We start from the raw sequence: 26,080 nt of genomic DNA on the forward strand, positions 1-26,080 counted from the left end.
CGCCGGCCGGGCGGCACCCGCCCGCCCGGCCGGCGGACGGTCACTTGGCCGGCGGGGCGGGCAGGGCATAGGCGCCGAAGGACGGCTTCTCCGTCCCGGCCGCGAGCGACGCCCGGAAGGAGGACGTCTGCCGCACCTGGTAGACGCTGGTCTTGTTGGCCTCGTTGCGGACCGCGTAGGCCCAGGTGGGGCCGGTGCTGTCGGAGTACATGAAGGCGGCCGGGTCAGTTGCCGCCGCATCGGCCGAGGCCAGCTGCCACGGGCGCCAGGCCCCGCTGCCCTGCACCGTCTCACCGGTGTTGTGGACGTAGCCGTCGGTGCCGCGGACGACCACCTCGGTGACGCCGGTGAGCGGGCTGATGACGGCGCTGGGGGAGCCGGCGGCGGTGACGCCCTCGACCGGGCTCCACGGCGCGTAGGCGCCCTTCTCGGTGGTCTGGGCCGTGCTCACCACACCGCCGTCGGTGGTGGTGGCGAAGACCCGGATCCGGTAGCCCGGGTACACCACGACGGCGGGCGTCCCGCTGACGGCCTGCGCACCCAGGGGTGTCCAGGCCGAGAGGGTGCCGGCCGAGCCGAACAGAGCGGTGCTCAGCACACCGGACGCGTTCTTCCCGAAGAGCTGGATGCCGTCGCGCACGGTCGCCGCGGTGAACGGGCCGGTGAACCCGCTGCCGGTGAGCGGCATCCAGCCCTTGAGAGCCTCCTTGGCACTGTCCTGCGTCCGGTACCAGGGCCTGCCGGAGGCGTCGGCGGCGAACTGGGTGACCAGACCGCCGGGTGTCTTGGCGGTGACCGGCGGCTGGGCCATGGCGCCCGCGAGGTCGGTCCAGGCGGCCCAGTCGGTGGCGCCCTTGGCCTTCTGGACGCGCTGCCGGACGCTTCCGGAGGTGGTGTACCCGGTGACGCTCACCCGGCCGTCCGCGTACTGGGAGAGCGACGGCTGTCCGGAGAATGCCTCGTTGCCCGAGATGGTCGTCCACTGGGTGCTGTCGAAGTTGGACGGGTCGCTCTGCCGGCCGTGCACCAGCCGGCCGATGTTGTCGGTGTAGGCGTACTCGAGGGTTCCGGCCGAGGACTGGAACACCGATGTACGGCTGAACGACTCCAGTGCGACGGCCGGAGCGGCCGGCGTGTGGTTCTGAAGCGTGCGGCAGGTGTTGGGGGAGGCGGACACCTGCGAGAACTTCTGCCAGCCACCGCTGCCGACCTCTACCGCGTTGACGGCCCAGGTCCGGGTGTTCTCGTCGAAGCGGTAGTAATAGGCCTCGCCCGCCTCCTTCTTGGTGGCGATCAGGGTGTCGCCGCCGTTGGACGTGATGTGCTTGAAGCCGCGCCAGTCCCCGGAGTGCACCAGCACATGGCGCTCCACCCAGCGCTGGCTGGTGACGTCGAAGCGCGACCGGTAGAGCTTGCCGTCCGTCGCCGACCGGCCGTAGAGGACTCCGGCGTCACCGGCGACGATCAGGTCGTAGCGGTCCCAGCCCCGGTCGTGCGCCTTGGTCGGGATCTCGCTCCAGGTGTCCTTCAGCGTGTCGTATACGTAGGAGAGGAGCGCGCCGTCGTTGTCGACCACCCACAGCCGGCCCTCGCCGTCCACAGCGGCGTGGCCACGCCCCTCGGCGTTCGCCAGCCAGCCGAAGTCACTGCTGACCTTTTTGGGCATCACATCCCAGGTGCCGCCCGGCGAGTGGTGCGCGTAGTAGGTGCCGTCGGGCTTGAAGGCATAGATGGAGCGCGTGGGACCGGCGAGTACCAGGCCGAAGTTCTGCCAGCCGCCGGAACCGACGACCGTCGCACCGCCGAGACCGCCGCTGCCGCTGAGCGGGGACTTCATCTTGTACTGGAGCAGTTCGCCCTTGGCGTTGACGGCGTAGGTGGGTCCGTCGGCCGTACAGGCGGCGGCGTCGGCCGCATGGGCGGGGCCACCGGTGCCGAGAACCAGGGGCAGGGCGGTGGCCGCCGCGGCGAGTATCGCGGCCCAGCGGCCGGATCTGTCGGAGGAACGGGAAGAACCAGGACGCACGTCATGCTCCAGGGGCTAGTGCGGACGACACCGGATGTCCGGCGGAGAGTCAGCCTCATCCGCCGGTCGAATGTGTGCGCGTAGGGCGCAGATAAGTAACTTTATGTGAAGAGTGCATACGCCCTGTTGATGGGCCCCACCGGGAAGGGGAGGCACGGGAGGTAGGTTCGAGGGGTGACCTCCGACGCCCCGCTGACCCCTGATGCCACTCGTGCCGCCGATGACCCGGACGCTCCCGGGCGCCTGGTGCTGCTCACCGCCAGCCACCGGGTGGCGCCCGGGCTGCTGTCCTGGCCCGCCTGGCAGGTGCTGCACGCGGCCGGGCGGGTGCTCTGCGCCGACCCGGACCACCCGCAGTTGCCGTATCTGCGGGAGGCCGGGGTGGCCGTGGAGGTCGCGGCGCCGTGCGCGGAGGAGCTGGTCGCCGCCTGCGCCGGCGGGCGTACGGTCGTGGTGCTGGCCTCCGGCGAGGGGGACCCGGCGCTCACCGACGGGCTCGCCCGGCTGGCCGGCTCCGGCCGGACCCGGATGCCGGACCTTGAGCTGCTGCCCGGTTCGTACGACCTGCCGGGGGCGCGGCTGCTGGACCTGGTCGAGGTGATGGACCGCATCCGCCGCGACTGCCCGTGGTCGTCCCGGCAGACCCACCGGAGCCTGGTGAAGTACGCCATCGAGGAGGCGTACGAACTGGTGGAGGCGATCGAGAACAGTACGGATGACGCCGAGGAGACCGACGGCACCGGCGGCGGTGCGCGGGCCGAGCTGCGGGAGGAACTGGGTGACGTCCTGCTCCAGGTGGTCTTCCACGCCCGGATCGCCGAGGAGCACCCGGAGGAGCCGTTCTCCGTGGACGACGTGGCGGGCACCCTGGTGGAGAAGCTGATCCACCGCCACCCGCACATCTTCGGGGAGGCCACCGCCGGGACCCCCGAGGAGGTCCGGGAGCAGTGGCTGCGCACCAAGGCGGTCGAGAAGCGGCGCACCTCGGTCACCGAGGGCGTGCCGCTGGGCCAGCCCGGGCTGGCCCTCGCCGCCAAGCTGGCGGGCCGGGTGCGGAGCGCCGGGCTGGACGTGCCGCTGCCGTCCGGCCCGGGTGTGGGGTACGACCTGCTGGCCCTCGCCGCCCGGGCCGAGGCGGCGGGCACCGACCCCGAGGCCGCCCTGCGCGCCGCCGCCCGCGCCTACCGGGACGCCATCCTGGCCGCCGAACGGGCGGCGGGGGCGGAGTAGCCCGCGCGAGCCGAGGCGGTCGCGGACTTCCCCGCCGGAGCGGGGCCGCCCGGGCCCGGAGCCGGGGGAGCCGGACGCCGGGGTGTGACCCGGGGCACAACGGGGAGCCGGGCCCGCGCTCGTGCCGGGAGGCCCTGGCCGCCGAGCGGGCCGCCGGACATCCGCCCGTGACCGGGGGCCACCGGGCTCCGCGCGTACCAGGAGGGGAGCCGACCCGACCGCCGGGCCCGCGACCGGGAGGGCTGTCCACTTCGCCTACGTCGGGGACACCGCGCGGGTGTGCCGGGCCCGCGCCCGGGACGATTGTCCGGCTCTGCCCGTACCGGGGGCCACCGCCGGATTCCGGATGCTCCGGGAGACCCTGGCCGCCGAGGGAGCCGCCGGGGCCGACCGGCTCGCGCCGAGCCGGAGGGGGACGGGGCCGGTCCGGGACGGCCGCCGGGCTCCGGCCGTGCCCGGGAGGAGCGCCCCGCCGCCGGGCCCCGGCCCGTACTCCCGCACCGGGACGGGCCCGTCCGTCGCCGGGACGGCCGCCGGGCTCCGGCCCGTACTGCTGTACGCGGGGTCGCCCACCGGGCCGTACCCGGGGCCGCCGCCGGGTCCCGCCCGTCCCCGGGGGCCCTGCCGCCGGGTGCCGGCCGCTCCGGGAGGACCCTGCCGCCGGGCCCCGTCCGTCGCCGGGACGGCCGCCGGGCCCTGGCCCGTACTGCCGTACGCGGGGCCGCCGCCGGGTGCCGGCCGCTCAGGGAGGACCCTGCCGCCGGGCCCCGTCCGTCACCGGGACGGGGCCCGGCGGGCTCCGGCCCGTACTGCCGCACGCGGGGTCGCCCACCGGGCCGTGCCCGTAGCCCCCGCACCTGGGGGCCGGGTGCCCGCCCGGACCCGGGAGGGGCGGCGGGGCGGGGGCGGATACTGTCGGGGGATGCACGACCAGCCGCCCGCCGCCGGCCCCGCTCCCGCGCTCTTCAGCTGGGAGTTCGCCACCGATCCCTACCCCGCCTACGCCTGGCTGCGGGAGCACTCCCCGGTCCACCGGACCCGGCTGCCGAGCGGGGTCGAGGCGTGGCTGGTCACCCGGTACGCCGACGCCCGGCAGGCGCTCGCGGACCAGCGGCTCAGCAAGAACCCGGCGCACCACGACGAGCCCGCGCACGCCAAGGGCAAGACGGGCATCCCGGGCGAGCGCAAGGCCGAGCTGATGACCCATCTGCTCAATATCGACCCGCCCGACCACACCCGGCTGCGCCGGCTGGTCTCCAAGGCGTTCACCCCCCGGCGGGTGGCGGAGTTCGCGCCCCGCGTGCAGGAGCTGACCGACCGGTTGATCGACGGTTTTGTCACAAAGGGCAGCGCCGACCTCATCCATGAATTCGCCTTCCCGCTCCCCATCTACGCCATTTGTGACCTGCTCGGGGTGCCCCGCGAGGACCAGGATGACTTCCGCGACTGGGCCGGGATGATGATCCGGCACGGCGGCGGGCCGCGCGGCGGGGTGGCGCGTTCGGTGAAGAAGATGCGCGGCTATCTCGCGGAGCTGATCCACCGCAAGCGGGAGCACCCCGGCGACGACCTCATCTCGGGGCTGATCCGGGCCAGCGACCACGGCGAGCACCTCACCGAGAACGAGGCCGCGGCGATGGCCTTCATCCTGCTCTTCGCCGGCTTCGAGACCACGGTCAACCTGATCGGCAACGGTGTTCACACCCTCCTGCGCACCCCGGACCAGCGGGCCCGGCTCCAGGAGTCGCTGGCCGCCGGGGAGCGCGGGCTGCTGGAGACCGGGATCGAGGAACTCCTGCGCCACGACGGGCCGGTGGAGCTCGCCACCTGGCGGTTCGCCACCGAGCCGCTGACCATCGGCGGCGAGCGGATCGCGGCCGGCGACCCGGTGCTGGTGGTGCTCGCCGCCGCCGACCGGGACCCGGCGCGGTTCGACGGGCCGGACACCCTCGACCTGACCCGCCGGGACAACCAGCACCTCGGCTACGGCCACGGCATCCACTACTGCCTGGGCGCCCCGCTCGCCCGGCTGGAGGGGCAGACCGCGCTGGCCGGCCTGCTGACCCGGCTGCCCGATCTGCGGCTCGCCGTGGATCCGGACGAACTGCGCTGGCGGGGCGGGCTCATCATGCGCGGGCTGCGCACCCTGCCGGTGGAATTCACCCCGAATGAGCGGGTTCTGACACCCAATTCCGGCTGACCCCGGCCGTTTCCGGCCATTCCCGGCCGACGTGATCTCCTCTTCGTGATCTGTACGTTACCTCCAGTGCATCGACTTGTGACTGACGTTCGAATGCCGCTACGTTCACCGTCACCTCGGCTCAGCAGTCCGGTTGAGTCACAGGCGAAAGGCAACCGCATGCGCTCCGGGAACGGTCGGCACCGACGTCCTCGTCAAGCACCCGCCATCGTCGTCGCGGCGGGGGTCACCGGATCGGCCATCGCGCTTCCGCTCCTCGGCGCGGGCAGCGCCACCGCGGCCGACGGCGCCACCTGGGACCGGGTCGCGGAGTGCGAGTCGGGCGGTGCCTGGAGCGCCAACCTGGGCAACGGCTTCTACGGCGGCCTGCAGTTCTCCCAGGCGGACTGGGAGTCGTTCGGCGGTACGGACTACGCCGAGCGCGCCGACCTCGCCAGCCGCTCGCAGCAGATAGCCGTGGCCGAGAAGGTCCGCGCGGCCCGGGGCGACAAGGCGTGGGAGACCTGCGCGGCCATCGCCGGCCTGAACGCCACCACCGACCCGGCCGGCACCGGTACCGGCAAGCCCGCGCCCGGCCCGTCCGCCTCGCCGGAGGACCCGGAGGGCCCGGAGGACGCCGAGACCCCGGAGCACACGGACTCCCCGAAGCCCTCCCACGAGCCCGGTGACACCGCGACCCCGGACGCCCCCGGGGCGACGGAGACCTCGCCCGCGCCCGAGGGCGACCGCGACAACGGCGAGCGCCCGGCCGGTGAGACCGCCCCGGGCACCGGCAGGCACCGCGGTGAACCCGCCGAGGAGGCGCCCCCGGCCACCGGTCCGGGCGCCGGGACGACCGCGCCGGCCACCCCCACCGCCCCGCCGGTCACCGGCGACCCGGACGGCGCCGCCGGCACCACCGCTCCGGGCGCTCCGGCCCCGGGCGCGGCCGAGGGCGACCGGGAGCCCGGGCAGCACGCCTCGCGCGGCGCCGGGGCGGGCCGTACCGGCGGGGACCTCACCGACCCGGCCAACACCGGCCAGTACACGGTCCGTCCGGGCGACAACCTCTCGGCCATCGCCCAGTCCCACGAGGTGGCCGGCGGCTGGACCGCCCTGTACGACGCCAACAAGTCCACCGTGGGCGGCGATCCGGACCTCATCCTGCCGGGCCAGAGTCTGGAGCTGGCGGCCCCCGCCCCCAAGGCGGCCACCGGTGAGGCCGCCGGCGAGAACGCCGACAAGGGCGCATCGACGGCGAAGTCCGCGCCTCAGCAGCCCACTGCCCCTGAAAAGTAGGCATATACGCCCGTAGTGACGCGAGGTCAGTGGCGGTTTCGGTGGCGTATGTCCGGTTCTGTGCTGGCAGAGATAAGTGAGACAAGAGTCTCTTTGCCTCAACTCGCGCCCTGCGCCCGTCCGATCCGTCCACTTCGCTCCTCACCTGCGCAAATCACCTTCAAGAGGGGGCGCGTACGAGTGGATTGAGCACAATGTCCGTCTTTGATCTCGGGATGGATCTGTGTCTACGGTCGTGACCGCTCGCCACCGCGGGCCCCATCGACCGGTACGCCGAATCCTGCCGCCGGCCGCTGGGAACAGTCGTCGCTGAACAGCGCCGGAGGCAGGAGCGGGGGACCCAGGTAAGTCGCCGGGCCCGGCCGTCGAAGGACGGCACGGAACCGGCTCGGGGTGAAGCCGCGCGACTCGTTCGTGCGGCCGGGCAGCTCACTAGCCCGAACCCGACAGCTCACCTCGCAGGCGTCGGTGAGGAGTAGTTCCATGCTGCTTTCCAGCAAGGGCAAGCACCGTCGCCCGTCCAAGGCCGTCCGGTTCGCCGCCTTCGCCGGCATCACCGGTGCCGCCGTGGCCGCCCCGCTGATGGGTGCCACCAGCGCCTCCGCCGCGACCTCCGCCGAGTGGGACCAGGTCGCCCAGTGCGAGTCCGGCGGCAACTGGTCGATCAACACCGGCAACGGTTACTACGGCGGCCTGCAGTTCAACGCCTCCACCTGGGCCGCGTACGGCGGCACCCAGTACGCCTCCAGCGCCGACCAGGCGTCGAAGTCGCAGCAGATCGAGATCGCCGAGAAGGTCCTGGCCAACCAGGGCAAGGGCGCCTGGCCGAGCTGCGGCGTGGGCCTCTCCGGCGCCTCGGCCGGCGGCTCGTCCGACAGCGGCTCGTCCGGCAACTCCGGTTCCGGCAACTCCGGCTCGAACAGCTCGAACAGCTCGAACGGCTCCAGCGGCGGCGGGTCCGCGCAGCAGTCGGCCCCGAAGCAGGAGTCGCAGGAGACCGCCCAGGCGCAGCCGAAGAAGGCCGAGACCCGGTCGAGCGACTCCGGCGCCGCCTCGCGCTCGCAGAGCCGTACCGTCGTCAAGAAGGGCGACGGCGAGTACAAGGTCAAGTCCGGCGACACCCTCGGCAAGATCGCCAAGGCCGAGCACGTCGAGGGCGGCTGGCAGAAGCTGTACGAGCTGAACAAGGACGTCGTCCCGGACGCCAACCTTATCTACCCGGGTCAGCAGCTCCACCTGAGCTGACCCCCCGAGCCGGCCCGGCACGCACTTCCCCCCGGAGCGTGCCGCGCCGCCGCCGGTCCGGCGGGCTCTCCCCCCGAATGCCCGCCGGACCGGCACCCCTTCCTTCCCCGGCCGGACGGGCCCGCTCCGGCGGGCGGCCCGCCCGGCACCGAAAGGCCGCTCACCCCGGCCCGGCGCGCCTTCCTCTCCGGCGCCGGGCCGGGGCTTTCGCGTCCGGGGCTCTCGCGACCCGGGCCCGGCGCGGAACACCCCGAGGCCCGGCGCGGGAACGCCCCGAGGCCCTCGGGCCCGCGGATACGCCCCCGAGGCCCTCGGGCCACCGGGTACGCACCCGAGCGCCCGGCACCTGTACGGCGGCCCCCGGCCACCCGCGCCATGGCCGCCTGCGGTACCCGCGCCACGGAGCCGTCCGGCTCCCGGGCGTACGGCTCCGCCCGGCCGCCTGCTCCCCGGCCGTACGGCTCCGTCCGACTGCCCGGCCTCCGGGGCGTACGGCTCCGCGCGGCCGCCCGGCCCGGGGGCGTACCGCGCCACCGGGCACCCGGGTCCGGCCCGGGGGCGTGCCGCCCCGCCGGGCGCCCGGCGCCCGCGCGGAGGCCCCGGCGCCCGGAACCGCCCCCGTCACGCACCGTCACGGAATGCGGCGGTCCGTACCGCTCCACCCCCTCCGTCCGGATTTTCATCCTGGTGGACGGGCGTACGGCGAGCGGGGGCGGCGGGGCCGGTTAGGCTCTTGTCGCAAGGCCGGGGCGACCGCACCGCCTCGCGCCCCATCAGCGTCACATCCCAGAAGGAGATGCTCGTGCCGTCCATCGACGTCGTCGTAGCCCGGGAAATCCTGGACTCCCGAGGCAACCCCACGGTCGAGGTCGAGGTCGGCCTCGACGACGGCAGCACCGGCCGTGCTGCCGTGCCCTCCGGTGCCTCCACCGGTGCGTTCGAGGCCCTGGAGCTCCGTGACGGCGACCAGAACCGCTACCTCGGCAAGGGTGTCGAGAAGGCCGTCCTCGCCGTCATCGAGCAGATCGGCCCGGAGCTGGTCGGCTACGACGCCACCGAGCAGCGGCTGATCGACCAGGCGATGTTCGATCTGGACGCCACCCCGGACAAGTCCTCGCTCGGCGCCAACGCCATCCTCGGCGTCTCGCTCGCCGTGGCGCACGCCGCCTCCGAGGCGTCCGACCTGCCGCTCTTCCGCTACCTGGGCGGCCCGAACGCGCACCTGCTGCCCGTTCCGATGATGAACATCCTGAACGGCGGCTCGCACGCCGACTCCAATGTGGACATCCAGGAGTTCATGATCGCCCCGATCGGCGCGGAGTCCTTCTCCGAGGCCCTGCGCTGGGGTGCCGAGGTCTACCACACCCTCAAGAAGGTGCTGAAGGACAAGGGCCTCGCCACCGGTCTGGGCGACGAGGGCGGCTTCGCGCCGAACCTGGAGTCCAACCGGGCCGCGCTCGACCTCATCCTGGAGGCCATCAAGCAGGCCGGTTACGTCCCGGGCAAGGACATCGCGCTGGCGCTGGACGTCGCCGCGTCCGAGTTCTACAAGGACGGCTCGTACGAGTTCGAGGGCAAGTCCCGCTCGGCCGCCGAGATGACCGAGTACTACGCGGAGCTCGTCGCCGCCTACCCGCTGGTCTCCATCGAGGACCCGCTGTTCGAGGACGACTGGGACGGCTGGAAGGCCATCACCGACAAGCTGGGCAGCAAGGTGCAGCTGGTCGGTGACGACCTGTTCGTCACCAACCCGGAGCGCCTGGCCCGCGGCATCGAGGAGGGCAGCGCCAACGCCCTGCTGGTCAAGGTCAACCAGATCGGTTCGCTGACCGAGACCCTGGACGCCGTCGAGCTGGCCCAGCGCAACGGCTTCAAGTGCATGATGTCGCACCGCTCCGGCGAGACCGAGGACGTCACCATCGCGGACCTGGCCGTCGCCACCAACTGCGGCCAGATCAAGACCGGTGCCCCGGCCCGTTCCGAGCGCGTCGCCAAGTACAACCAGCTGCTGCGCATCGAGGAGATCCTGGACGACGCCGCGGTCTACGCGGGCCGCTCGGCCTTCCCGCGCTTCAAGGGCTGACCGCCCGGCCCGGCCCCGGCCCCCGCCGGACCCGGCCGGGCCCCGGTTACCCACGTCCCCGCACCCGGTCCCGTACCGTGTGCGGGGACGTACGTACGTGACACTCCGCACCACCCGCCGGGCACCGGCAGCCACGAGAGCCAGTGCCGCGCGGCCGGACGGGACGGCGGCGGAGCGGGCAGGACAGGGAGGGTGCGGCGATGGCGCGGGACCGGGACCGGTTCTCCACGGCCACCAGACTGCGGCTGCTCGGCGAGCAGACCGCCGCCCGGGTCTACCGCTCCCAGACCCGGCGTCAGGACCGTCGCTCCCGGCTCACCGGGCGCGCCGCCTTCCTCGCCCTGGTGGTCTGCTCGCTGGTGGTGGCGCTCGCCTATCCGATGCGGCAGTACGTCTCCCAGCGCGCCGAGATCGCCGAGCAGAAGCGGCTCGCGGAGGAGGCGGCCGTACGGGTGGAGCGGCTGCGCGACGAGAAGGCCCGGCTCCAGGACGACGCGTACGTACGGCGGCTCGCCCGCGAGCATCTGCACTATGTACGTCCGGGGGAGACCGGTTACACGGTCGTCGACCCGGACGCGGTGCGGGAGCGCCGTGCCGACCAGGGCGCGGCCGACCGGCCCTGGTACTCGAACCTCTGGGACGGCGTGGACAGCGCCGACCGGGAGGACGAGCCCGCCGACGACCGATAGCACCCGGTCCGCCCGGCGCCCCCGCAGCGGCACCACCCCCACACCCCGCACCGGTCGGACGGCCGACGGCTGACGGCTGACGGCTGACGGCTGACGGCCGATGACGGATGACTGACAACTGACAACTGACGACCGACGACTGACAAGCGATACGAGGCAGGCCACAGCAGGCATGGAAACGCCCCCTCCGCAGACCGGACGCACCGAGCCCACCGAGGCGGACGTCGAAGCCTTCAAGGAACAGCTCGGCCGCCCGCCGCGCGGTCTGCGGGCCATCGCGCACCGCTGCCCGTGCGGCAACCCCGATGTGGTGGAGACCGCGCCCCGGCTCCCCGACGGGACGCCGTTCCCGACGACGTACTACCTCACCTGCCCCCGGGCCGCCTCCGCCATCGGCACCCTGGAGGCCAACGGGGTGATGCGCGAGATGACCGAGCGGCTCGCCACCGACCCCGAGCTGGCCGCCGCCTACCGGGCCGCGCACGAGGACTACCTCGCCCGCCGGGACGCCATCGAGGTCCTGGAGGGCTTCCCCAGCGCCGGCGGCATGCCCGACCGGGTGAAGTGCCTCCATGTGCTGGTGGGCCACTCGCTGGCGGCCGGCCCCGGGGTGAACCCGCTGGGCGACGAGGCGCTGGCGATGCTGCCGGAGTGGTGGGCGAAGGGCCCCTGCGTCACGCCCGGCGGCTGCGGGGAGGACGCCCGATGAGCGGGACGACCCGGGTCGCCGCGGTCGACTGCGGCACCAACTCCATCCGGCTGCTCGTCGCGGACGTGGACCCGGCGACCGGGACCCTCACCGACCTGGACCGGCGGATGACCATCGTCCGGCTGGGCCAGGGCGTGGACCGCACCGGCCGGCTGGCGCCCGAGGCGCTGGAGCGCACCTTCGCGGCCTGCCGGGAGTACGCCGCCGCGATCGCGGAGCACGGCGCCGAACGGATCCGGTTCGTCGCCACCTCCGCGTCCCGGGACGCCGAGAACCGGGACGACTTCGTCCGGGGCGTCCGGGAGATCCTGGGCGTCGACCCCGAGGTGATCACCGGCGACCAGGAGGCCGAGTTCTCCTTCACCGGCGCCACCAAGGAGCTGGCCGGCCCGGACGAGTACCTGGTGGTGGACATCGGCGGCGGCTCCACCGAGTTCGTGGTCGGCCGGGAGCACGTCCGCGCCGCCCGCTCGGTGGACATGGGGTGCGTACGGCTCACCGAGCGCCACATCCGTACCGACCCGCCGGCCGGGGCCGAAGTCGCGGCGATCCGGGCGGACATCGCGGCGGCGCTGGACCTCGCCGAGGAGACCGTGCCGCTCCGCGAGGCGGACACCCTGGTCGGCCTGGCCGGCTCGGTCACCACCGTCGCCGCGATCGCGCTGGGGCTGGCGGAGTACGACTCCGCCGCCATCCACCGCTCCCGCATCCCCTACGACCAGGTGGCCGCCGTCACCGACCGGCTGCTGGCCGCCACTCACGACGAGCGCGCCGCCATCGGCGTCATCCACCCGGGCCGGGTGGACGTCATCGTCTCCGGCGCGCTGGTGCTGCGCGCCGTCATGGAGCGCGTGGGCGCCCGCGAGGTCGTCGTCAGCGAGCACGACATCCTCGACGGCATCGCCTGGTCCCTCGCCTGACCCCCATCGCCCGGTCCCTCGCCTGACCCCCGGCCCCGCCCGACCCCTGTACGACCCGGGCGGGCCCGGGTGGTCCGGCCCCTGTCGCGCCCGGGGCCCGGACCCTGTCGAGCCCGGGAGGTCAGATGTGACGGTGAACGTCCCTCCGGTCGCCCACCTTGACGATGAAGACCACGAGTTCGCCGTCCAGAATCCGGTAGGCGACTCGGTAATTGCCGACCCGGAGCCGATAGAGACCTGACTGGCCGGCGAGCTTCTTGACATCGGCGTCGTCGCGGTACGGGTCGTCGCCCAACGCGGTCAGCGCGGTCAGGATGCGCATGGCGGCCGGCCGGTCGATTGCGCGGAGTTGGCGTTGAGCCGCTGTGGTGAATCGGAACGCGTACTTCACGCTGCGTCTTCGTTGTGCTCGGTGAACAGGTCCGCCAGCAGTTCGGCCATCGTCACCGTGGGACCACCCTCGGCCAAGACCTCTTCCGCCTCACGGGCAAGCACCAGATCGGCTGCTTCCTCCAGCGCATCGAAGTCCGCGATCGGAACCAGCGCCGCCACAGGCGCACCATTGCGAGTGATCACCGTGGGCGTGCCCTCTTCGGCGCGATTGATGTGGTCCGCAAGGTGCGCGCGGGCATCCCTGACGGTCACTGTGTTCTCGGGCTCAGTCATGTTGCCAGTGTACGTGTATGTGTGTACACGCCGTCACCCTGTGCGGCCCGGGCGGGCCCGCCCCGCCGGAGGGTGTGCGGCAGGCCCCGACGGAGCCGTGTGGCGCCCGGATGAGCGGGCTGAGCTGCGGGTGAGCGGGGTCGCGGGGGTCGGAGGGCGCTTCGCGGCGAGGTGCCGAAAAAGGTTCGTGAAGTTCTTCACAAGGAAAAGGGCCCGCACGGTGGCCCGGACGGCCCTTTTGGGGGGTTCGGGACTCTGCTAGGGCCTGGATTCCCGGGCGGGGCGGCCGGGTTGCCTTGTTTCGGGGGAGTGAACGGCGGGGTCGGTCCGGTGTTGCGAAGGCCGGAGCCGCCCAGTTCAACGGGGGTGCGGAGGAATGATCAACGTCCTCCGGGGCGCCCTGGTTCCCGGTCGGTGCCGTGGCCTGGGTCACGTGGGCCGCGCAGTGTAGCAGAGGTAGTTGGGATCCTTGTGAAGGGGCGCACGAGCAACCCCCATGTGGCGGGTGGATACTCGATGGCATGAGCACCACGGAGCGTCCCAGGATCCTCGTAGTAGGCGGTGGGTACGTAGGCCTGTACGCAGCTCGCCGCATCCTGAAGAAGATGCGCTACGGCGAGGCGACCGTCACGGTCGTCGACCCGCGTTCGTACATGACCTACCAGCCTTTCCTGCCCGAAGCCGCCGCCGGCAGCATCTCGCCCCGGCACGTCGTCGTCCCGCTGCGGCGCGTACTGCCCAAGGCGGAGGTCCTCACCGGCCGGGTCACCACCATCGACCAGGACCGCAAGGTCGCGACCGTCGCCCCGCTGGTCGGTGAGGCGTACGAGCTGCCCTTCGACTACCTGGTCATCGCGCTCGGCGCGGTCTCCCGGACCTTCCCGATCCCCGGCCTCGCCGAGCAGGGCATCGGCATGAAGGGCATCGAGGAGGCCATCGGCCTGCGCAACCACGTCCTCGAGCAGCTCGACAAGGCCGACTCGACCACCGACGAGGAGGTCCGCCGCAAGGCGCTGACCTTCGTCTTCGTGGGCGGCGGCTTCGCCGGCGCGGAGACCATCGGCGAGGTCGAGGACATGGCCCGCGACGCCGCGAAGTACTACCAGAACGTCAAGCGCGAGGACATGCGCTTCGTCCTGGTCGACGCCGCGGACAAGATCCTCCCCGAGGTCGGCCCGAAGCTCGGCAAGTACGGCAAGGAGCACCTGGAGGGCCGTGGGGTCGAGGTCTACCTCTCCACCTCCATGGACTCCTGCGTCGACGGCCATGTGGTGCTGAAGAACGGCCTGGAGGTCGACTCCAACACCATCGTGTGGACCGCCGGCGTCAAGCCGAACCCGGCGCTCGCCCGCTACGGCCTCCCGCTCGGCCCGCGCGGCCACGTGGACACCTCCGAGACCCTCCAGGTCCAGGGCACCGACTACATCTGGGCCGCCGGCGACAACGCCCAGGTCCCGGACGTCGCCGCCCGCAAGGCCGGGGTCGAGAACGCCTGGTGCCCGCCGAACGCCCAGCACGCGCTGCGCCAGGCCAAGGTCCTCGGCGACAACGTGGTCTCCGGCATGCGCGGCTTCCCGCAGAAGACGTACAGCCACGCCAACAAGGGCGCGGTCGCGGGTCTCGGCCTGCACAAGGGCGTCGCGATGATCGTCATGGGCAAGACGAAGATCAAGCTCAAGGGCCGTCTCGCCTGGTACATGCACCGTGGCTACCACGGTCTGGCGATGCCGACCTGGAACCGGAAGATCCGCATCTTCGCGGACTGGACGCTGGGCATGTTCCTCAAGCGCGAGGTCGTGTCGCTCGGTGCCATGGAGACGCCGCGCGAGGAGTTCTACGAGGCGGCCAAGCCCGCCCCGGCCGCCGCCGCCTCCGCTCCGACGGAGAAGGCCAAGGCGTCCTGAACGTCCGGTCCCTGACGCGCCCTCTGGCGCTGATCGGATGATCCGCTGATCCAGGTCCGGACCGGTGATCCGGCTCGGGCCGGACCGCCGGGTCGGTCGGATCGCCGGAGTCCCGGCTCGGGACCCCGGAGTCCGGACCCGGACCCCGGGCTCCGGGAGCACACTGAGGCCGAAGGGCCGTCCGCCATCCGTGGTGCGGGCGGCCCTTCGGCATGTCCGGGGCCGGGAGCCGGAGTGCGAGGTCCGGGGCCGCCTTCGAGGCGCCCGGGCCCGGGCACTCCGGGCCGCCCTCGTGTATCCGGGCCCGGGGTCCGGGCCGCGCCCTCACGCGTTCCGGCCCGTCGCGTCCGGAAGGCGGCAGCGGCGACCGATCGGCTCCCGGCTTACATGCGTGGGCTGGGCAGCTATTTTGCCCGCTCATTGCGTGGTTTCGGGACTGTGCCGGGCCGCCCGTGGTGTTTACGTGGTGCGGAACGTTTCTGGGATTCCCCGTCACGGGTCGCTTCACGGATCACGGAGGTGTGCACCATGGCCGACGCCGCCCCGCGGCTGACCAGACTCGCCGAGGACCTGCTGGGGGTACCGCTCCCACTGCGGGTCCGCGCCTGGGACGGCAGTGAGGCCGGTCCGCCCGGCGCCCCGGTGCTGGTGGTACGTCACCGCCGGGCCCTGCGCCGCCTGTTGTGGAAACCCGGTGAACTGGGGCTGGCCCGGGCCTGGGTGGCCGGCGAACTCGACGTCGAGGGCGATCTGTACGCGGCGCTGGAACTGCTCGCCGGCTTCCTCTGGGAGCGGGACCCGGACACCGCCCCGGCCGTGCACCCGCTGCGTGACCGCCGGCTGCGGGACGCCGCGCGGGAGCTCGTACGGCTGGCCGGGCCCTGGCCGCCGCCCGCCCCGCCCGCCGAGGAGGTGCGCCGCCGCTCCGGCCCGCTGCACACCAGGACCCGCGACCGGGCGGCCATCAGCCATCACTACGACGTGGGCAACGACTTCTACCGGCTGGTCCTGGGCCCGTCCATGGTCTACTCCTGCGCCTACTGGGACGAGGACACCACCCTGGAGGAGGCCCAGACCGCCAAGCTCGATCTGGTCTGCCGCAAGCTCGGCCTCCGGGAGGGCGACCGGTTGCTGGACGTCGGCTGCGGCTGGGGCTCCATGGCGATCCACGCGGCCCGTGCGTACGGCGCCCGGGTCGTCGGGGTGACGCTCAGCGGAGAACAGGCGGCGTACGCCAGGAAGCGCATCGCGGACGCGGGGCTGACCGACCGGATCGAGATCCGCGTCCAGGACTACCGGGACGTCAGGGACGGCCCGTACGACGCCGTCTCCTCCATCGGCATGGCCGAGCACGTGGGCGCGGCCCGCTACCGGGAGTACGCCGACGACCTGTACGCCCTCCTCAAGCCGGGCGGCCGGCTGCTCAACCACCAGATCGCCCGGCGCCCGCTGCGGGACGAGGGGGCGTACGAGGTGGACGAGTTCATCGACGCGTACGTCTTCCCCGACGGCGAGCTGGCTCCGGTGGGCCGCACCGCCGGGCTGCTGGAGGAGGCCGGGTTCGAGGTCCGGGACGTCGAGGCCATCCGGGAGCACTACGCGCTGACGCTGCGCCGCTGGGTGGTCAACCTGGAGGCGCGGTGGGCCGAGGCGGTCCGGCTCGTCACGCCCGGGCGGGCCCGGATCTGGCGGCTCTACATGGCCGCTTCCGCCCTCTCCTTCGAGCGCAACCGGATCGGTGTCAACCAGATCCTCGCCGTCCGCACCCCCGAGGGCGGCCCTTCCGGCCTGTCCCTGCGCTCCCGCGCCTGGACCGGCTGACCCCCCGGTTCGTCCGGCTCCTGTCGCCGGCCGGTCGCCGCGCGGAGGCCCCTCACCGCCCGGTTGGCCGCGCGGAGGCCCCCACCACCCGGTCGGCGGCGCGGAGGCCCCCCACTGTCCGGTCGGCGCGCGGCGGGAGCGGCGTACACCGCCGGGAGGGTCGTCCATCGCGTCCATCGCGTCCATCGCGTGCACCGCGTATGCCGTTGCCGTCACTGTCGCCGTCGCCCCGGCGCTGTTGTGCGCCGGACGCCCGGCGCCGGGCGTGAGATGTGCGCTGTGCGCCGTGGGCCGTCGTGCCGCCGTACGCCGACGGGCCGGGCCCCCGTGTGGGAGCCCGGCCCGTCGGCAGTGGCCGAGCGGCGTCCGGCCGGTGTCCGGCTCGCGCGGCCGCCGGCCGGCTACTGGGCCTTGATGGCGTTCAGCATGTTCAGCTTGGCCGCGCTCCGGGCCGGCCAGAGCGAGGCCAGCACGCCGACCAGGCCCGCCAGCACCAGGAAGACTCCGATCCGGCCCCAGGGCAGCACCAGGGCGTAGCCCGGGATCGAGTCCGCGATCGTCTCACCGATGGCCCAGCCGAGGAAGGCACCGAGAGCCACGCCGACCACGGCGCCGAACACCGAGATGACCACGGCCTCCAGCCGCACCATCCGCTTCACCCGGCGGCGGTCCAGGCCGATCGCCCGGAGCATGCCGATCTCCTGCTGGCGCTCGAACACCGACATGGCCAGGGTGTTGACGACCCCGAGCACCGCGATGAGCAGGGCCATCGCCAGCAGCCCGTACATCATGTTGAGCATGATGTTGATCGCGCCGCCGAACTCGTCGCGGATCGCCCGGCCGTCCATCACCGTCATCGCCGGGTTGTTGCCCAGCGCGTCGACCAGCGCCTTCTCGTTGGCGGCCGTGGCGCCGCCGTCCATCTTCACGAACGCCTGCTGGATGCTCGGCTTGTCGTTGTGCGGGGCGAGGACCTTCTGATCCACCACCACGGGCGACAGGAACTCGTTCTCCTGGTAGATCGCGCCCAGGGTGAGCGTGCCCTTCTTGTCGTCCCCGAAGACGGTCGGCAGCGCGTCACCGACCTTCCAGCCGCGGTCCTCGGCGAGCTTCTCCGAGACGGCGAGCTGACCGCGGCCCAGCGCGTCCAGCGACCCGTTGACCACCTCGACCCGCAGGACCTTGTCCACCGCGCCGGAGGTGACGCCGGAGACCATCTCCCACGTGCCGCCCAGGGTCAGCCCGGCCGACTGGTCGGGCGAGACGGCGGTGACTCCGGGCGCCTTCGCCAGGGCGTCCACGGCCGACTGGTCGAGCCCGCCGAAGCCGGCCGTCTTGACCAGGTAGTCGGCCCTGATGTTGTCGGTGGTCGACTTGTCGATGGCCGCGCCGACCGTTGCACCCAGCACCGAGAGACCGGTGACCAGCGTCAGGCCGATGGCGAGCGCGGAGGCGGTGGCGCCGGTGCGGCGCGGGTTGCGGACCGCGTTCTGGCCGGCCAGCTTCCCGGCCACCCCGAAGACCCGGACCAGCAGCGGCCGCACCAGGGCGATCACCGGACGGGAGAGCAGCGGGATCAGCACGATGATCCCGACGAGGGCGAAGAACGCGCCGGCGGCGATGAGCGTCCGGCCGGACTCCTTGCCCATGGCGGCGCCGCCCACGATGGCCACGGCGCCCAGGCCGAAGAGGACGCCGCCGATGGAGTTCCGGACGACCAGGGACTTCTGGGTGGCGACCGCGTGGACACTGTTCATCGCCGCCACCGGCGGGATCTTGGCCGCGCGCCGGCCCGGCAGCCAGGCGGCGAACGTCGTGATGAGCACACCGACCGCGAGGGCGGACACCAGCGGGGTGGCGGTCAGGACGAGCGGCCCGTCCGGCATCTTCAGGTCGAACGCGGCCATGCCCGAGCGCAGGGCCACCGCGAGGCCGACGCCGAGACCGAAGCCGACCAGCGAGGCGACCAGGCCGACCAGGGCCGCCTCGGTCAGCACCGAGCGGGTGATCTGCTTGCGGGAGGCACCGACGGCGCGCATCAGCGCGATCTCCTTGGTGCGCTGCGCGACCAGCATGGTGAAGGTGTTGGCGATCAGGAAGATGCCGACGAAGAGCGCGATCCCGGCGAAGCCCAGCAGGATCTGGTTGGTGGCGCTCATTCCCTTCTCGATGTCCTCCGCCTGCTGCTTCGCCAGCTCCGCGCCGGTCTTCGCCTCGCCGTGCTCGCCGAGCAGCGGCTCGACGGCGGCGAGGATCTTGTCGTCGTCGGTGCCGGGGGCGGCCCGGACGATCAGATCGCTGTAGTAGCCCGGCTTCAGATAGAGCTTCTGGGCGACGGCGTTGTCGAACAGGACCAGGCTGCCGCCGGCGTTGACGGCGCCGTCGTCGGTGGTGAAGATCCCGGCGAGGGTGTACTCGCGGACCGGGCCGTTGGTGGCCACCCGGACCCGGTCACCGACCCGGTACTTGCCCTTGGTGGCGGTCTCCTGGTCCAGGGCGATCTGGTCGGCGCCGACCGGGCCCCGGCCCTCGCCGAAGGCGTACGACGGGTCCTTGCCGTTCGCGGCGGGCGCGAAGTTGCCGCCCTTGTTGGACCAGCCGGAGCCGATCAGCTTGCCGTCCGGGTCGGCCACCCCCGCGAAGCCGCTGACCCGGCCGGAGACGGAGGCCACCCCGTCCAGCCGGCCGACCTTGTCGGCGGTCTTCTGGGAGAGGCCGGGCTCGGCCTTGGAGTCGTCCGGGTCGGCGTACGAGGTGACCGCGACGGCCACGTCGTCGTAGCTCTTGGCGGACTGCTTGCGGAAGGCGTTGGAGAGGGTGTCGGTGAAGACCAGGGTGCCGGAGACGAAGGCCACGCCGAGCATCACGGCGAGCACGGTCATCAGCAGCCTGGCCTTGTGCGCCAGCACATTGCGCAGGGCGGTACGGAACATGAGGTCTGCGTCCTGAAGGAAGAAGGGGCCCGGAGCCCGGGGCCGGTGTCCGGGGGGCCGGGGCCGGAGAGGTCCGGGGGCGGTGTCCGGAGGTCGGGACCGGAGAGGTCCGGGGCCGGGAGAAGTCCGGGGGCGTACGGAGGGGAGTGGGGGCGCACCCGCCGTGCGGGCGGCGCGCGGCCCCGGGTCAGCTGGTGCGGCCCTTGGTGTCGAACTCCTTCATCCGGTCCAGCACCCCGTCCGCCGTCGGCCGCAGCATCTCGTCGACGATCCGGCCGTCCGCGAGGAAGATCACCCGGTCCGCGTAGGAGGCGGCCACCGGGTCGTGGGTCACCATCACCACGGTCTGCCCCAGTTCCCGCACCGAGTTCCGCATGAAGCCCAGCACCTCGGCGCCCGAGCGCGAGTCCAGGTTTCCGGTCGGCTCGTCACCGAAGATGATCTCGGGCCGGGAGGTCAGCGCCCGGGCCACCGCCACCCGCTGCTGCTGGCCGCCGGAGAGCTGGGACGGCCGGTGGCCGAGCCGCCCGGAGAGGCCCACCATCTCGATGACCTTGCGCATCCACTCCTTGTCGGGCTTGCGGCCCGCGATGTCCAGGGGGAGCGTGATGTTCTCCTGCGCGGTCAGCGTCGGCAGCAGGTTGAACGCCTGGAAGATGAAGCCGATCTTGTCGCGGCGCAGCTGGGTGAGCTGCTTGTCCTTCAGCGGCCCCAGCTCGGTGTCCCCGATCCGTACCGAACCGCTGGTGAACGTGTCGAGCCCGGCCACGCAGTGCATCAGGGTCGACTTGCCGGAGCCCGAGGGGCCCATGATCGCGGTGAACTCGCCCTGCCGGAAGTCCACGGTCACGTGATCCAGGGCGACCACCTGGGTCTCGCCCTCTCCATAGACCTTGGAGAGATCCGTGGCGCGGGCGGCCGCGGTGGTGGCCCGGTAGGCGGTGGAGGTGCTGGTCACGAGGGTGACTCCTGTCGGGGACGGTCGATCGGGGACCACTCCATCCTCCGTGTCCGCCCGGCGCCGCACGTCCCTCCGCGTACCCGTTCCCCCGGCCCTCTGGAGTCTGACCGGGGCGGCCTCCCGTCCTCCTGAGGTATGACACCGCCCCTGATACCGCAGTCGCGGGGAGCGCCGGAGCCCCGGCGCTTCGTCCCGGCGATTCGTCCTGGCGACTCGGGCGGGGGCCCCGGGCGCCGGGTGCCGGACGCCCTGGGGCGGGCGGCGGCGCGGGAAGCCGGGAGAAGGCCGGGGAAGGAGGGGGAGGACAGGAACGGGGAAGGGGTCCGGAAGGCCGGGAAAGCGCGGGAAAGTGCGGGAAGTGCGCGGGAAGGGCCGGCGGCGGAGCCGCAGCAGCCCGGAATGGGGCGATGACTTTCCGTCATTCCCTCGGGTGTGCCTGGGCGCCCGCATCCCCTTGCGGGGCTACCGAGATGGGCCCCCACCTGGCCTGACGAGCCCTCAGACGTCAATAGAATAAGACAACATCGGGCCACCGTTCCGCTGTTCGAGGGATGCGCCCCGGATAGGCTCCGTGTGCGACGCGGAGCCGCGCGCCACGCCCGGATGGTGGAATGCAGACACGGCGAGCTTAAACCTCGCTGGCCTACGGGCCGTGCCGGTTCGAGTCCGGCTCCGGGCACTCCCCGGGTCTCGGACGGTGACCGGAGGTAGTGGTTCCGTTTCGCTCCGCCGTCACGGTCCGAGGGTGGTCCCGGGAGGGTCCGGACGCGCCCCGGGACGGCTGTCGCCGGGCAAAGATCCTTCCCGGGCACGAGGCTCTTTCCTTTGCTCTCCCATTACTCTGGTTCCAAGGCCGCGCACGGCGGCCATGGAGGAGTGAGATGAGGAGCAGCAACCCGGTCTTCTCGCGACGGGGGTTCAGCCGTGACAGCGGCTACGCGGGCTTCAACGCGCAGCAGCCGCAGGCCGGGGGCCCCGCCGCTGGAACGAACCCGTACGCGCAGAACCCGTACGCCACCAACCCGTACGCGCAGGACGCCCAGGTCGGCGCCCCGCCGCAGGCCCCGGAGCGCACCGGTGTCATGACCATCGACGACGTCGTGGCGCGCACCGCCATGACGCTCGGTACGGTCTTCGTCACCGCCACGCTCGCCTGGTTCCTGCTGCCGGTCGACGTGGCGAACATCAACAAGTCCTACGGGATCGGGGTCGGCGCCGCGCTGGTGGCCTTCGTCCTCGCGATGGTCCAGTCGTTCAAGAGCAAGGCGTCGCCGGCGCTGATCCTGGGCTACGCGGCCTTCGAGGGCGTCTTCCTCGGCGTGATCTCCAGCGCCGTCTCCACCTATGTCACGCCGGGCGCGGTGCCGCAGGCGGTGCTGGGCACGATGGCGGTCTTCGCCGGTGTGCTCGTCGCGTACAAGCGGCGCTGGATCCGGGTGAACCGCCGGTTCTACGGCTTTGTGATGGCCGCGGCGCTCGGCTTCATGCTGCTGATGCTGGTCAACCTGGTGTTCGCCCTGATCGGCGGCGGTGACGGCCTGGGCTTCCGCAGCGGCGGCCTCGGCATCCTGTTCGGCGTCATCGGCATCGTTCTGGGCGCCTGCTTCCTGGCGCTCGACTTCAAGCAGGTCGAGGACGGCATCACCTACGGCGCTCCGCGTCAGGAGTCGTGGCTGGCGGCCTTCGGCCTCACCATGACGCTGGTCTGGATCTACCTGGAGTTCCTGCGGCTGGTCGCGATTCTCCAGGGCGACGACTGACGTCCTTCCCGGCCCTGCCCGGCCGTCGGCGCCGTACGCGCCGGGCCGCGCGGACCCGAGAGGCGAGGGCCCCAGAGCCCGCACAGGGCAGAGGGCCCGTCCGGCAACCGCCGGGCGGGCCCTCCGTCGTGTGCGGGTCCCTCGCTTCTTCGTCTTTCTCGTCCTTTTCCTCGTCCTTCTCGTCTTCCTCGTCTTCCTCGTCTTCCGTGTCTTCCTCGTCAGAGCAGCTTGCGGGCGGCTCGCCGGAGGTCGTACTCGTGAATGATCGCCTTGGCGTGGCCGTACGCGAGGTCGTGCTCGCCCCGGAGCCAGCTCACCTTCTCCTCGAACCGGACGAGGGAGGGGCCCTCCTCGACGGTGCGGAGCCAGTCGGCCACTTCACGGCCGGTGCACTGGGGGATGCGGGACAGCATGTTGCGGTGGGTCTCTTCGGAGAAGACATGCGACATCGGCGCCTCCGGACGCTTCGCGCGTGTGGTCCTTCACGTCACCGTGCCTGAGTGTTCGCCCGTTGGCAACAGTCGGTCCGGGGCGCATAGGGTCGGGGACCGTGGTGGATACGACGGATCTGAGCGCCGCTGTGGAACGCTTCGCGGACCGGCTGCGGGCCGCTCCGCAGAGCCGGCTGCAGCGGGGCGCGGCGGCCGAAGGGCTGGCGCTGGCCAGGGAGTTGGCGGAACGCGCCCAGCGTCTTGAGGCGCCCGGCGAGCCGCCCAGGATCATGCCGGACGCGGGGCTCTTCGCGGTCGCGGATCAACTGGTGGTGGCCGGCAACGATTTGGCGGAGATCCTGCGCACGGCCCGGGCGGACACCCCGGAGGCCGCGCGGGCGACCGCCGCGCGGGACGAGGCGCTGGAGGCGGTGCGGCGGGCGGCCGCTAGAGCGACGCTATGACGCGGTCCGCCAGGATGTAGACGTTCTCGTCCGCCCCGCAGGAGAACGTCAGGGCGTACGCGCCGGACACCCCGGAGCCGCCCAGCAGTACAGGTGCCTCGCCGTCCCGCAGCGCCTCCGCCAGCCGCTCGGCGGTCTCGCGGTGGCCGGGGGTCATGCAGAGGGTCGTCCCGTCGGTGAACACGTACACGTCCAGGGTGCCCAGCGGGCCCGGCCGTACGTCGGCGAGCGCGGTCCGGCTCTCGGCCAGCTCCTCCAGCCGGGCCACGGTGCGCTCATGGTCGGTGACGACCGGCGTCTGGACCGGCACGAAGTCGGGGTGCGAGGGGTGCCGGCGGCGGGCGGCGGCGATCTCGGGGGAGTCCTCGGGGAACTCCGGCAGCTCGTACTCCGCGAAGTCGGTGTAGTCACCGTCGCCGTCCGGGCTCAGGGACTCCAGCCCCACGAAGTCCGCCTGGCGCGGCACGAAGAACGGCCCGTCGTCCAAGCCGCCGGCCAGCCCGGCGGCACCGCCCAGGGCCGGGCCCGGTGCGTCGGTGGCGTCCCGGGCCTCCTGGGCGGCCCAGAAGGCCCGCGCCTCGGCCAGCTCCCGCTCCCGCTCCTCGGCCAGTGCCTCGGCCACGGCCGCGCGTATCTCCTCGGTGGAGCGGGCCTGGGGCACGGAGGGCACCGGACGGTCCACCGCGTGCAGTGCGGCCAGCTCGCCGCGCAGGGCCGTGACCTGCTTGCGCAGCCCCAGGGTGACCCGCAGCGCGGCAGCGCTCGCGACCGTGGCGGTGGCCGTGGTCAGCAGCAGGGCGAAAGACATGGCGCTCACTGACTTACTCCCGGTTTCAATCGATCCCCCGCACTTCCTACCTCAGCTTGTCGCGCCCCCGCGCGCCCTGTCAGTGCATTACGTCACGAAACGGACAGGTTTCCTGTGGGGGCGGATCCGACCCTGTGCTTGTGACCAGCAAAAACGAATCTCCCCCGGAGATAGGTCACATCCTGGGGGAGATTCGGTCACGACAGGGACGCGTAAGGATTGAACCCGGGCCTCTGCCCGGCTCCGGCCGCGGCTCAGCCGCTCGCCGCACTCACCGAGTCGAGCCAACCGCTCACTCGGCTCCTCACTCGGCTCAGCTCAACCGCTCGCGTTGTGGGTCGCGCTGAGCGTCGCTTCCGCTGCGGGCGGGTGTGCCCTCGTTCCTCGGGCGCCCCCACCCTCCACTTCAGCTCAGCTCAGCCGCTCGCGTTTTCGGTCGCGCTGAGTTTCGGCTCCGTTGCGGGCGCGTGCCGGCCTCGTTCCTCGGCCGACCCCCACCCTCCACTACGCCTCAGCTCAGCCGCTCGATCACCATCGCCATTCCCTGGCCCCCGCCCACGCACATGGTCTCCAGGCCGAACTGCTTGTCGTGGAACTGGAGGCTGTTGATGAGCGTGCCGGTGATGCGGGCGCCGGTCATGCCGAAGGGGTGGCCGACGGCGATGGCGCCGCCGTTGACGTTCAGCTTCTCCAGCGGGATCTCCAGGTCCCGGTAGGACGGGATCACCTGGGCGGCGAACGCCTCGTTGATCTCCACCAGGTCGATGTCGTCCATGGTGAGCCCCGCGCGGCGGAGGGCCTGCCTGGAGGCCTCGACCGGGCCGAGGCCCATGATCTCGGGGGAGAGGCCGGAGACACCGGTGGAGACGATCCGGGCCAGCGGGGTCAGCCCCAGCTCACGCGCCTTGATATCCGACATGATCACCAGCGCGGCGGCGCCGTCGTTGAGCGGGCAGCAGTTGCCCGCCGTCACCATGCCGTCCGGGCGGAAGGCGGGCTTCAGGCCCTGGACGCCCTCCAGGGTGACGCCCGGGCGCGGGCCGTCGTCCTTGGTCACCACGGTGCCGTCGGGCGTGGTGACCGGGGTGATCTCGCGCTCCCAGAAGCCGTTCTTGATGGCCTCCTCCGCGAGGTTCTGGGACCGGACGCCGAACTCGTCCATGTCCTGGCGGGTGACGCCCTTGAGCCGGGCCAGGTTCTCGGCGGTCTGGCCCATCGCGATGTAGGCGTCCGGGACGAGGCCGTCCTCGCGCGGGTCGTGCCAGTCGGTGCCCTCCTGCTCGGCGCGGGCGGCGGTCCGGGCCTCGGCGTCGGCGAAGAACGGGTTGTGGGTGTCCGGGAGGGTGTCGGAGTTGCCCTTGGTGAAACGGGACACCAGCTCGACGCCGGCCGAGATGAAGACATCGCCCTCGCCCGCCTTGATGGCGTGCAGGGCCATCCGGGAGGTCTGGAGGGACGAGGAACAGTACCGGGTGATGGTGCAGCCGGGCAGGTGGTCCATGCCCATCCGCACGGCGACGATCCGGCCCAGGTTGTTGCCCTGCTCGCCGCCCGGCAGGCCGCAGCCCAGCATCAGGTCGTCGATGTCGCGGGGGTCGAGCTCGGGCACCTTGGCCAGCGCGGCCTGGATGATCGTGGCGGTCAGGTCGTCCGGCCGCAGGTCCTTCAGGGAGCCCTTGAAGGCCCGGCCGATGGGGGAGCGGGCGGCTGAGACGATCACGGCTTCGGGCATCACGGCTCCAGGAGGCGAGAGGGCAGGACTGAGAGGGAAGTTACCCGTACGTAGAGCGCCTGGTCACCGCCCGCGCCATGTGATGCGGGCCGCACTTCTAAGCGCTCGCTCAGTCGGCTGGCGGGGTGGGCCTTCCCGGCCCCGGGCACCCCGAAACCGCCCGGGGCGCCCGGATCGCGCAGTCGCCCGGGAGCCCGGTCGGGCCGGGGGACCCGGGGCC

The 26,080-nt window shown here is 72.6% G+C and carries 20 protein-coding genes, 1 tRNA gene and 1 riboswitch; of the genes, 13 read left to right on the forward strand and 8 right to left on the reverse strand.

Translation table 11 applies throughout. The annotated features are described in order from the left end of the window. Nucleotides 1-40: 40 nt before the first annotated feature. Nucleotides 41-2,026 (reverse strand): tachylectin-related carbohydrate-binding protein, encoded by a 1,986-nt coding sequence (locus NX801_RS19790; protein WP_258789126.1) that lies wholly within the window; start codon nt 2,024-2,026, stop codon nt 41-43. Nucleotides 2,027-2,200: 174 nt separating this feature from the next. On the opposite strand from NX801_RS19790, the gene NX801_RS19795 reads away from it, so the two are divergent. The 8 genes from NX801_RS19795 (at nt 2,201) to NX801_RS19830 (ending at nt 12,380) form a co-directional block, all read left to right on the forward strand. Continuing rightward, nucleotides 2,201-3,256 carry a nucleoside triphosphate pyrophosphohydrolase gene (locus tag NX801_RS19795; RefSeq protein WP_258789127.1) on the forward strand — a complete coding sequence of 352 codons (1,056 nt, stop codon included), beginning with the start codon at nt 2,201-2,203 and terminating at the stop codon, nt 3,254-3,256. 922 nt (nt 3,257-4,178) lie between these two features. Then, entirely contained in the window at nt 4,179-5,456 is a 1,278-nt protein-coding gene (locus tag NX801_RS19800) for a cytochrome P450 family protein (protein ID WP_258789128.1), read from the forward strand. Between the two features lie 159 nt (nt 5,457-5,615). Continuing rightward, nucleotides 5,616-6,734 carry a LysM peptidoglycan-binding domain-containing protein gene (locus NX801_RS19805; RefSeq protein WP_258789129.1) on the forward strand — a complete coding sequence of 373 codons (1,119 nt, stop codon included), beginning with the start codon at nt 5,616-5,618 and terminating at the stop codon, nt 6,732-6,734. Between the two features lie 307 nt (nt 6,735-7,041). Continuing rightward, a riboswitch (cyclic di-AMP (ydaO/yuaA leader) is annotated at nt 7,042-7,214 on the forward strand. Nucleotides 7,215-7,217: 3 nt separating this feature from the next. After that, nucleotides 7,218-7,979, forward strand: coding sequence for a LysM peptidoglycan-binding domain-containing protein (locus NX801_RS19810; RefSeq protein WP_258789130.1), 762 nt, complete (start codon nt 7,218-7,220; stop codon nt 7,977-7,979). Nucleotides 7,980-8,775: 796 nt separating this feature from the next. Then, nucleotides 8,776-10,062 (forward strand): phosphopyruvate hydratase, encoded by a 1,287-nt coding sequence (gene eno, locus NX801_RS19815; RefSeq protein ID WP_258789131.1) that lies wholly within the window; start codon nt 8,776-8,778, stop codon nt 10,060-10,062. 200 nt (nt 10,063-10,262) lie between these two features. After that, nucleotides 10,263-10,751, forward strand: a complete 489-nt coding sequence (locus NX801_RS19820; protein WP_258789132.1) for an FtsB family cell division protein — start codon at nt 10,263-10,265, stop codon at nt 10,749-10,751. A 172-nt stretch (nt 10,752-10,923) separates the two neighbouring features. Then, nucleotides 10,924-11,460 carry a DUF501 domain-containing protein gene (locus NX801_RS19825; protein WP_258789133.1) on the forward strand — a complete coding sequence of 179 codons (537 nt, stop codon included), beginning with the start codon at nt 10,924-10,926 and terminating at the stop codon, nt 11,458-11,460. After that, nucleotides 11,457-12,380: a Ppx/GppA phosphatase family protein gene (locus NX801_RS19830; RefSeq protein ID WP_258789134.1), complete on the forward strand. Its 924-nt coding sequence runs from the start codon at nt 11,457-11,459 to the stop codon at nt 12,378-12,380. Before NX801_RS19825 ends, NX801_RS19830 begins: the two co-directional genes overlap by 4 nt. A 121-nt stretch (nt 12,381-12,501) precedes the next feature. On the opposite strand, the gene NX801_RS19835 is transcribed toward NX801_RS19830, so the two are convergent. After that, on the reverse strand, nt 12,502-12,771 hold the full coding sequence (locus tag NX801_RS19835) for a type II toxin-antitoxin system RelE family toxin (protein ID WP_258789135.1): 270 nt from the start codon (nt 12,769-12,771) through the stop codon (nt 12,502-12,504). Continuing rightward, complete coding sequence (locus tag NX801_RS19840; RefSeq protein WP_258789136.1) at nt 12,768-13,046, reverse strand: type II toxin-antitoxin system Phd/YefM family antitoxin; 279 nt, start codon at nt 13,044-13,046, stop codon at nt 12,768-12,770. The genes NX801_RS19835 and NX801_RS19840 overlap by 4 nt, the downstream gene beginning before the upstream one ends. Before the next feature lie 521 nt (nt 13,047-13,567). Between NX801_RS19840 and NX801_RS19845 the strand changes: the two genes are divergently transcribed. Then, entirely contained in the window at nt 13,568-14,950 is a 1,383-nt protein-coding gene (locus tag NX801_RS19845; protein WP_258789137.1) for an NAD(P)/FAD-dependent oxidoreductase, read from the forward strand. Nucleotides 14,951-15,478: 528 nt separating this feature from the next. After that, a complete protein-coding gene (locus NX801_RS19850) occupies nt 15,479-16,771 on the forward strand; it encodes an SAM-dependent methyltransferase (RefSeq protein ID WP_258789138.1) in 1,293 nt (430 codons plus the stop codon). A gap of 401 nt (nt 16,772-17,172) precedes the next feature. Here the strand turns inward: NX801_RS19850 and NX801_RS19855 are convergent, their stop codons facing one another. Both NX801_RS19855 and NX801_RS19860 read right to left on the reverse strand, forming a co-directional pair. Continuing rightward, entirely contained in the window at nt 17,173-19,704 is a 2,532-nt protein-coding gene (locus tag NX801_RS19855) for an ABC transporter permease (protein ID WP_258789139.1), read from the reverse strand. 187 nt (nt 19,705-19,891) lie between these two features. Further along, nucleotides 19,892-20,662 (reverse strand): ABC transporter ATP-binding protein, encoded by a 771-nt coding sequence (locus NX801_RS19860; protein WP_258789140.1) that lies wholly within the window; start codon nt 20,660-20,662, stop codon nt 19,892-19,894. Between the two features lie 600 nt (nt 20,663-21,262). Between NX801_RS19860 and NX801_RS19865 the strand changes: the two genes are divergently transcribed. Further along, nucleotides 21,263-21,344 (forward strand) — tRNA-Leu (locus tag NX801_RS19865). A 202-nt stretch (nt 21,345-21,546) separates the two neighbouring features. Beyond that, complete coding sequence (locus tag NX801_RS19870) at nt 21,547-22,425, forward strand: Bax inhibitor-1/YccA family protein (protein WP_258789141.1); 879 nt, start codon at nt 21,547-21,549, stop codon at nt 22,423-22,425. Nucleotides 22,426-22,643: 218 nt separating this feature from the next. Here the strand turns inward: NX801_RS19870 and NX801_RS19875 are convergent, their stop codons facing one another. Then, nucleotides 22,644-22,874: a DUF4287 domain-containing protein gene (locus NX801_RS19875; RefSeq protein ID WP_258789142.1), complete on the reverse strand. Its 231-nt coding sequence runs from the start codon at nt 22,872-22,874 to the stop codon at nt 22,644-22,646. 101 nt (nt 22,875-22,975) lie between these two features. On the opposite strand from NX801_RS19875, the gene NX801_RS19880 reads away from it, so the two are divergent. Continuing rightward, complete coding sequence (locus NX801_RS19880; protein ID WP_258789143.1) at nt 22,976-23,320, forward strand: hypothetical protein; 345 nt, start codon at nt 22,976-22,978, stop codon at nt 23,318-23,320. On the opposite strand, the gene NX801_RS19885 is transcribed toward NX801_RS19880, so the two are convergent. Then, nucleotides 23,304-24,128, reverse strand: coding sequence for a hypothetical protein (locus NX801_RS19885; protein WP_258789195.1), 825 nt, complete (start codon nt 24,126-24,128; stop codon nt 23,304-23,306). The genes NX801_RS19880 and NX801_RS19885 overlap by 17 nt on opposite strands. Nucleotides 24,129-24,639: 511 nt before the next feature. Further along, nucleotides 24,640-25,860, reverse strand: coding sequence for an acetyl-CoA C-acetyltransferase (locus tag NX801_RS19890; protein ID WP_258789144.1), 1,221 nt, complete (start codon nt 25,858-25,860; stop codon nt 24,640-24,642). Nucleotides 25,861-26,080 lie beyond the last annotated feature (220 nt).

Source organism: Streptomyces pyxinae, from assembly GCF_024756275.1.
Classification (GTDB): domain Bacteria; phylum Actinomycetota; class Actinomycetes; order Streptomycetales; family Streptomycetaceae; genus Streptomyces; species Streptomyces pyxinae.

What these genes read in the sequence shown, in the direction of transcription:
- NX801_RS19800 (WP_258789128.1), top strand. Translation starts at nt 4,179, where the DNA reads ATGCACGACCAGCCGCCCGCCGCCGGCCCCGCTCCCGCGCTCTTCAGC.
- NX801_RS19805 (WP_258789129.1), top strand. Translation starts at nt 5,616, where the DNA reads ATGCGCTCCGGGAACGGTCGGCACCGACGTCCTCGTCAAGCACCCGCC.
- NX801_RS19810 (WP_258789130.1), top strand. Translation starts at nt 7,218, where the DNA reads ATGCTGCTTTCCAGCAAGGGCAAGCACCGTCGCCCGTCCAAGGCCGTC.
- eno (WP_258789131.1), top strand. Translation starts at nt 8,776, where the DNA reads ATGCTCGTGCCGTCCATCGACGTCGTCGTAGCCCGGGAAATCCTGGAC.
- NX801_RS19820 (WP_258789132.1), top strand. Translation starts at nt 10,263, where the DNA reads ATGGCGCGGGACCGGGACCGGTTCTCCACGGCCACCAGACTGCGGCTG.
- NX801_RS19825 (WP_258789133.1), top strand. Translation starts at nt 10,924, where the DNA reads ATGGAAACGCCCCCTCCGCAGACCGGACGCACCGAGCCCACCGAGGCG.
- NX801_RS19830 (WP_258789134.1), top strand. Translation starts at nt 11,457, where the DNA reads ATGAGCGGGACGACCCGGGTCGCCGCGGTCGACTGCGGCACCAACTCC.
- NX801_RS19840 (WP_258789136.1), bottom strand. Translation starts at nt 13,046, where the DNA reads ATGACTGAGCCCGAGAACACAGTGACCGTCAGGGATGCCCGCGCGCAC.
- NX801_RS19845 (WP_258789137.1), top strand. Translation starts at nt 13,568, where the DNA reads ATGAGCACCACGGAGCGTCCCAGGATCCTCGTAGTAGGCGGTGGGTAC.
- NX801_RS19850 (WP_258789138.1), top strand. Translation starts at nt 15,479, where the DNA reads ATGGCCGACGCCGCCCCGCGGCTGACCAGACTCGCCGAGGACCTGCTG.
- NX801_RS19855 (WP_258789139.1), bottom strand. Translation starts at nt 19,704, where the DNA reads ATGTTCCGTACCGCCCTGCGCAATGTGCTGGCGCACAAGGCCAGGCTG.
- NX801_RS19870 (WP_258789141.1), top strand. Translation starts at nt 21,547, where the DNA reads ATGAGGAGCAGCAACCCGGTCTTCTCGCGACGGGGGTTCAGCCGTGAC.
- NX801_RS19875 (WP_258789142.1), bottom strand. Translation starts at nt 22,874, where the DNA reads ATGTCGCATGTCTTCTCCGAAGAGACCCACCGCAACATGCTGTCCCGC.
- NX801_RS19885 (WP_258789195.1), bottom strand. Translation starts at nt 24,128, where the DNA reads ATGTCTTTCGCCCTGCTGCTGACCACGGCCACCGCCACGGTCGCGAGC.
- NX801_RS19890 (WP_258789144.1), bottom strand. Translation starts at nt 25,860, where the DNA reads ATGCCCGAAGCCGTGATCGTCTCAGCCGCCCGCTCCCCCATCGGCCGG.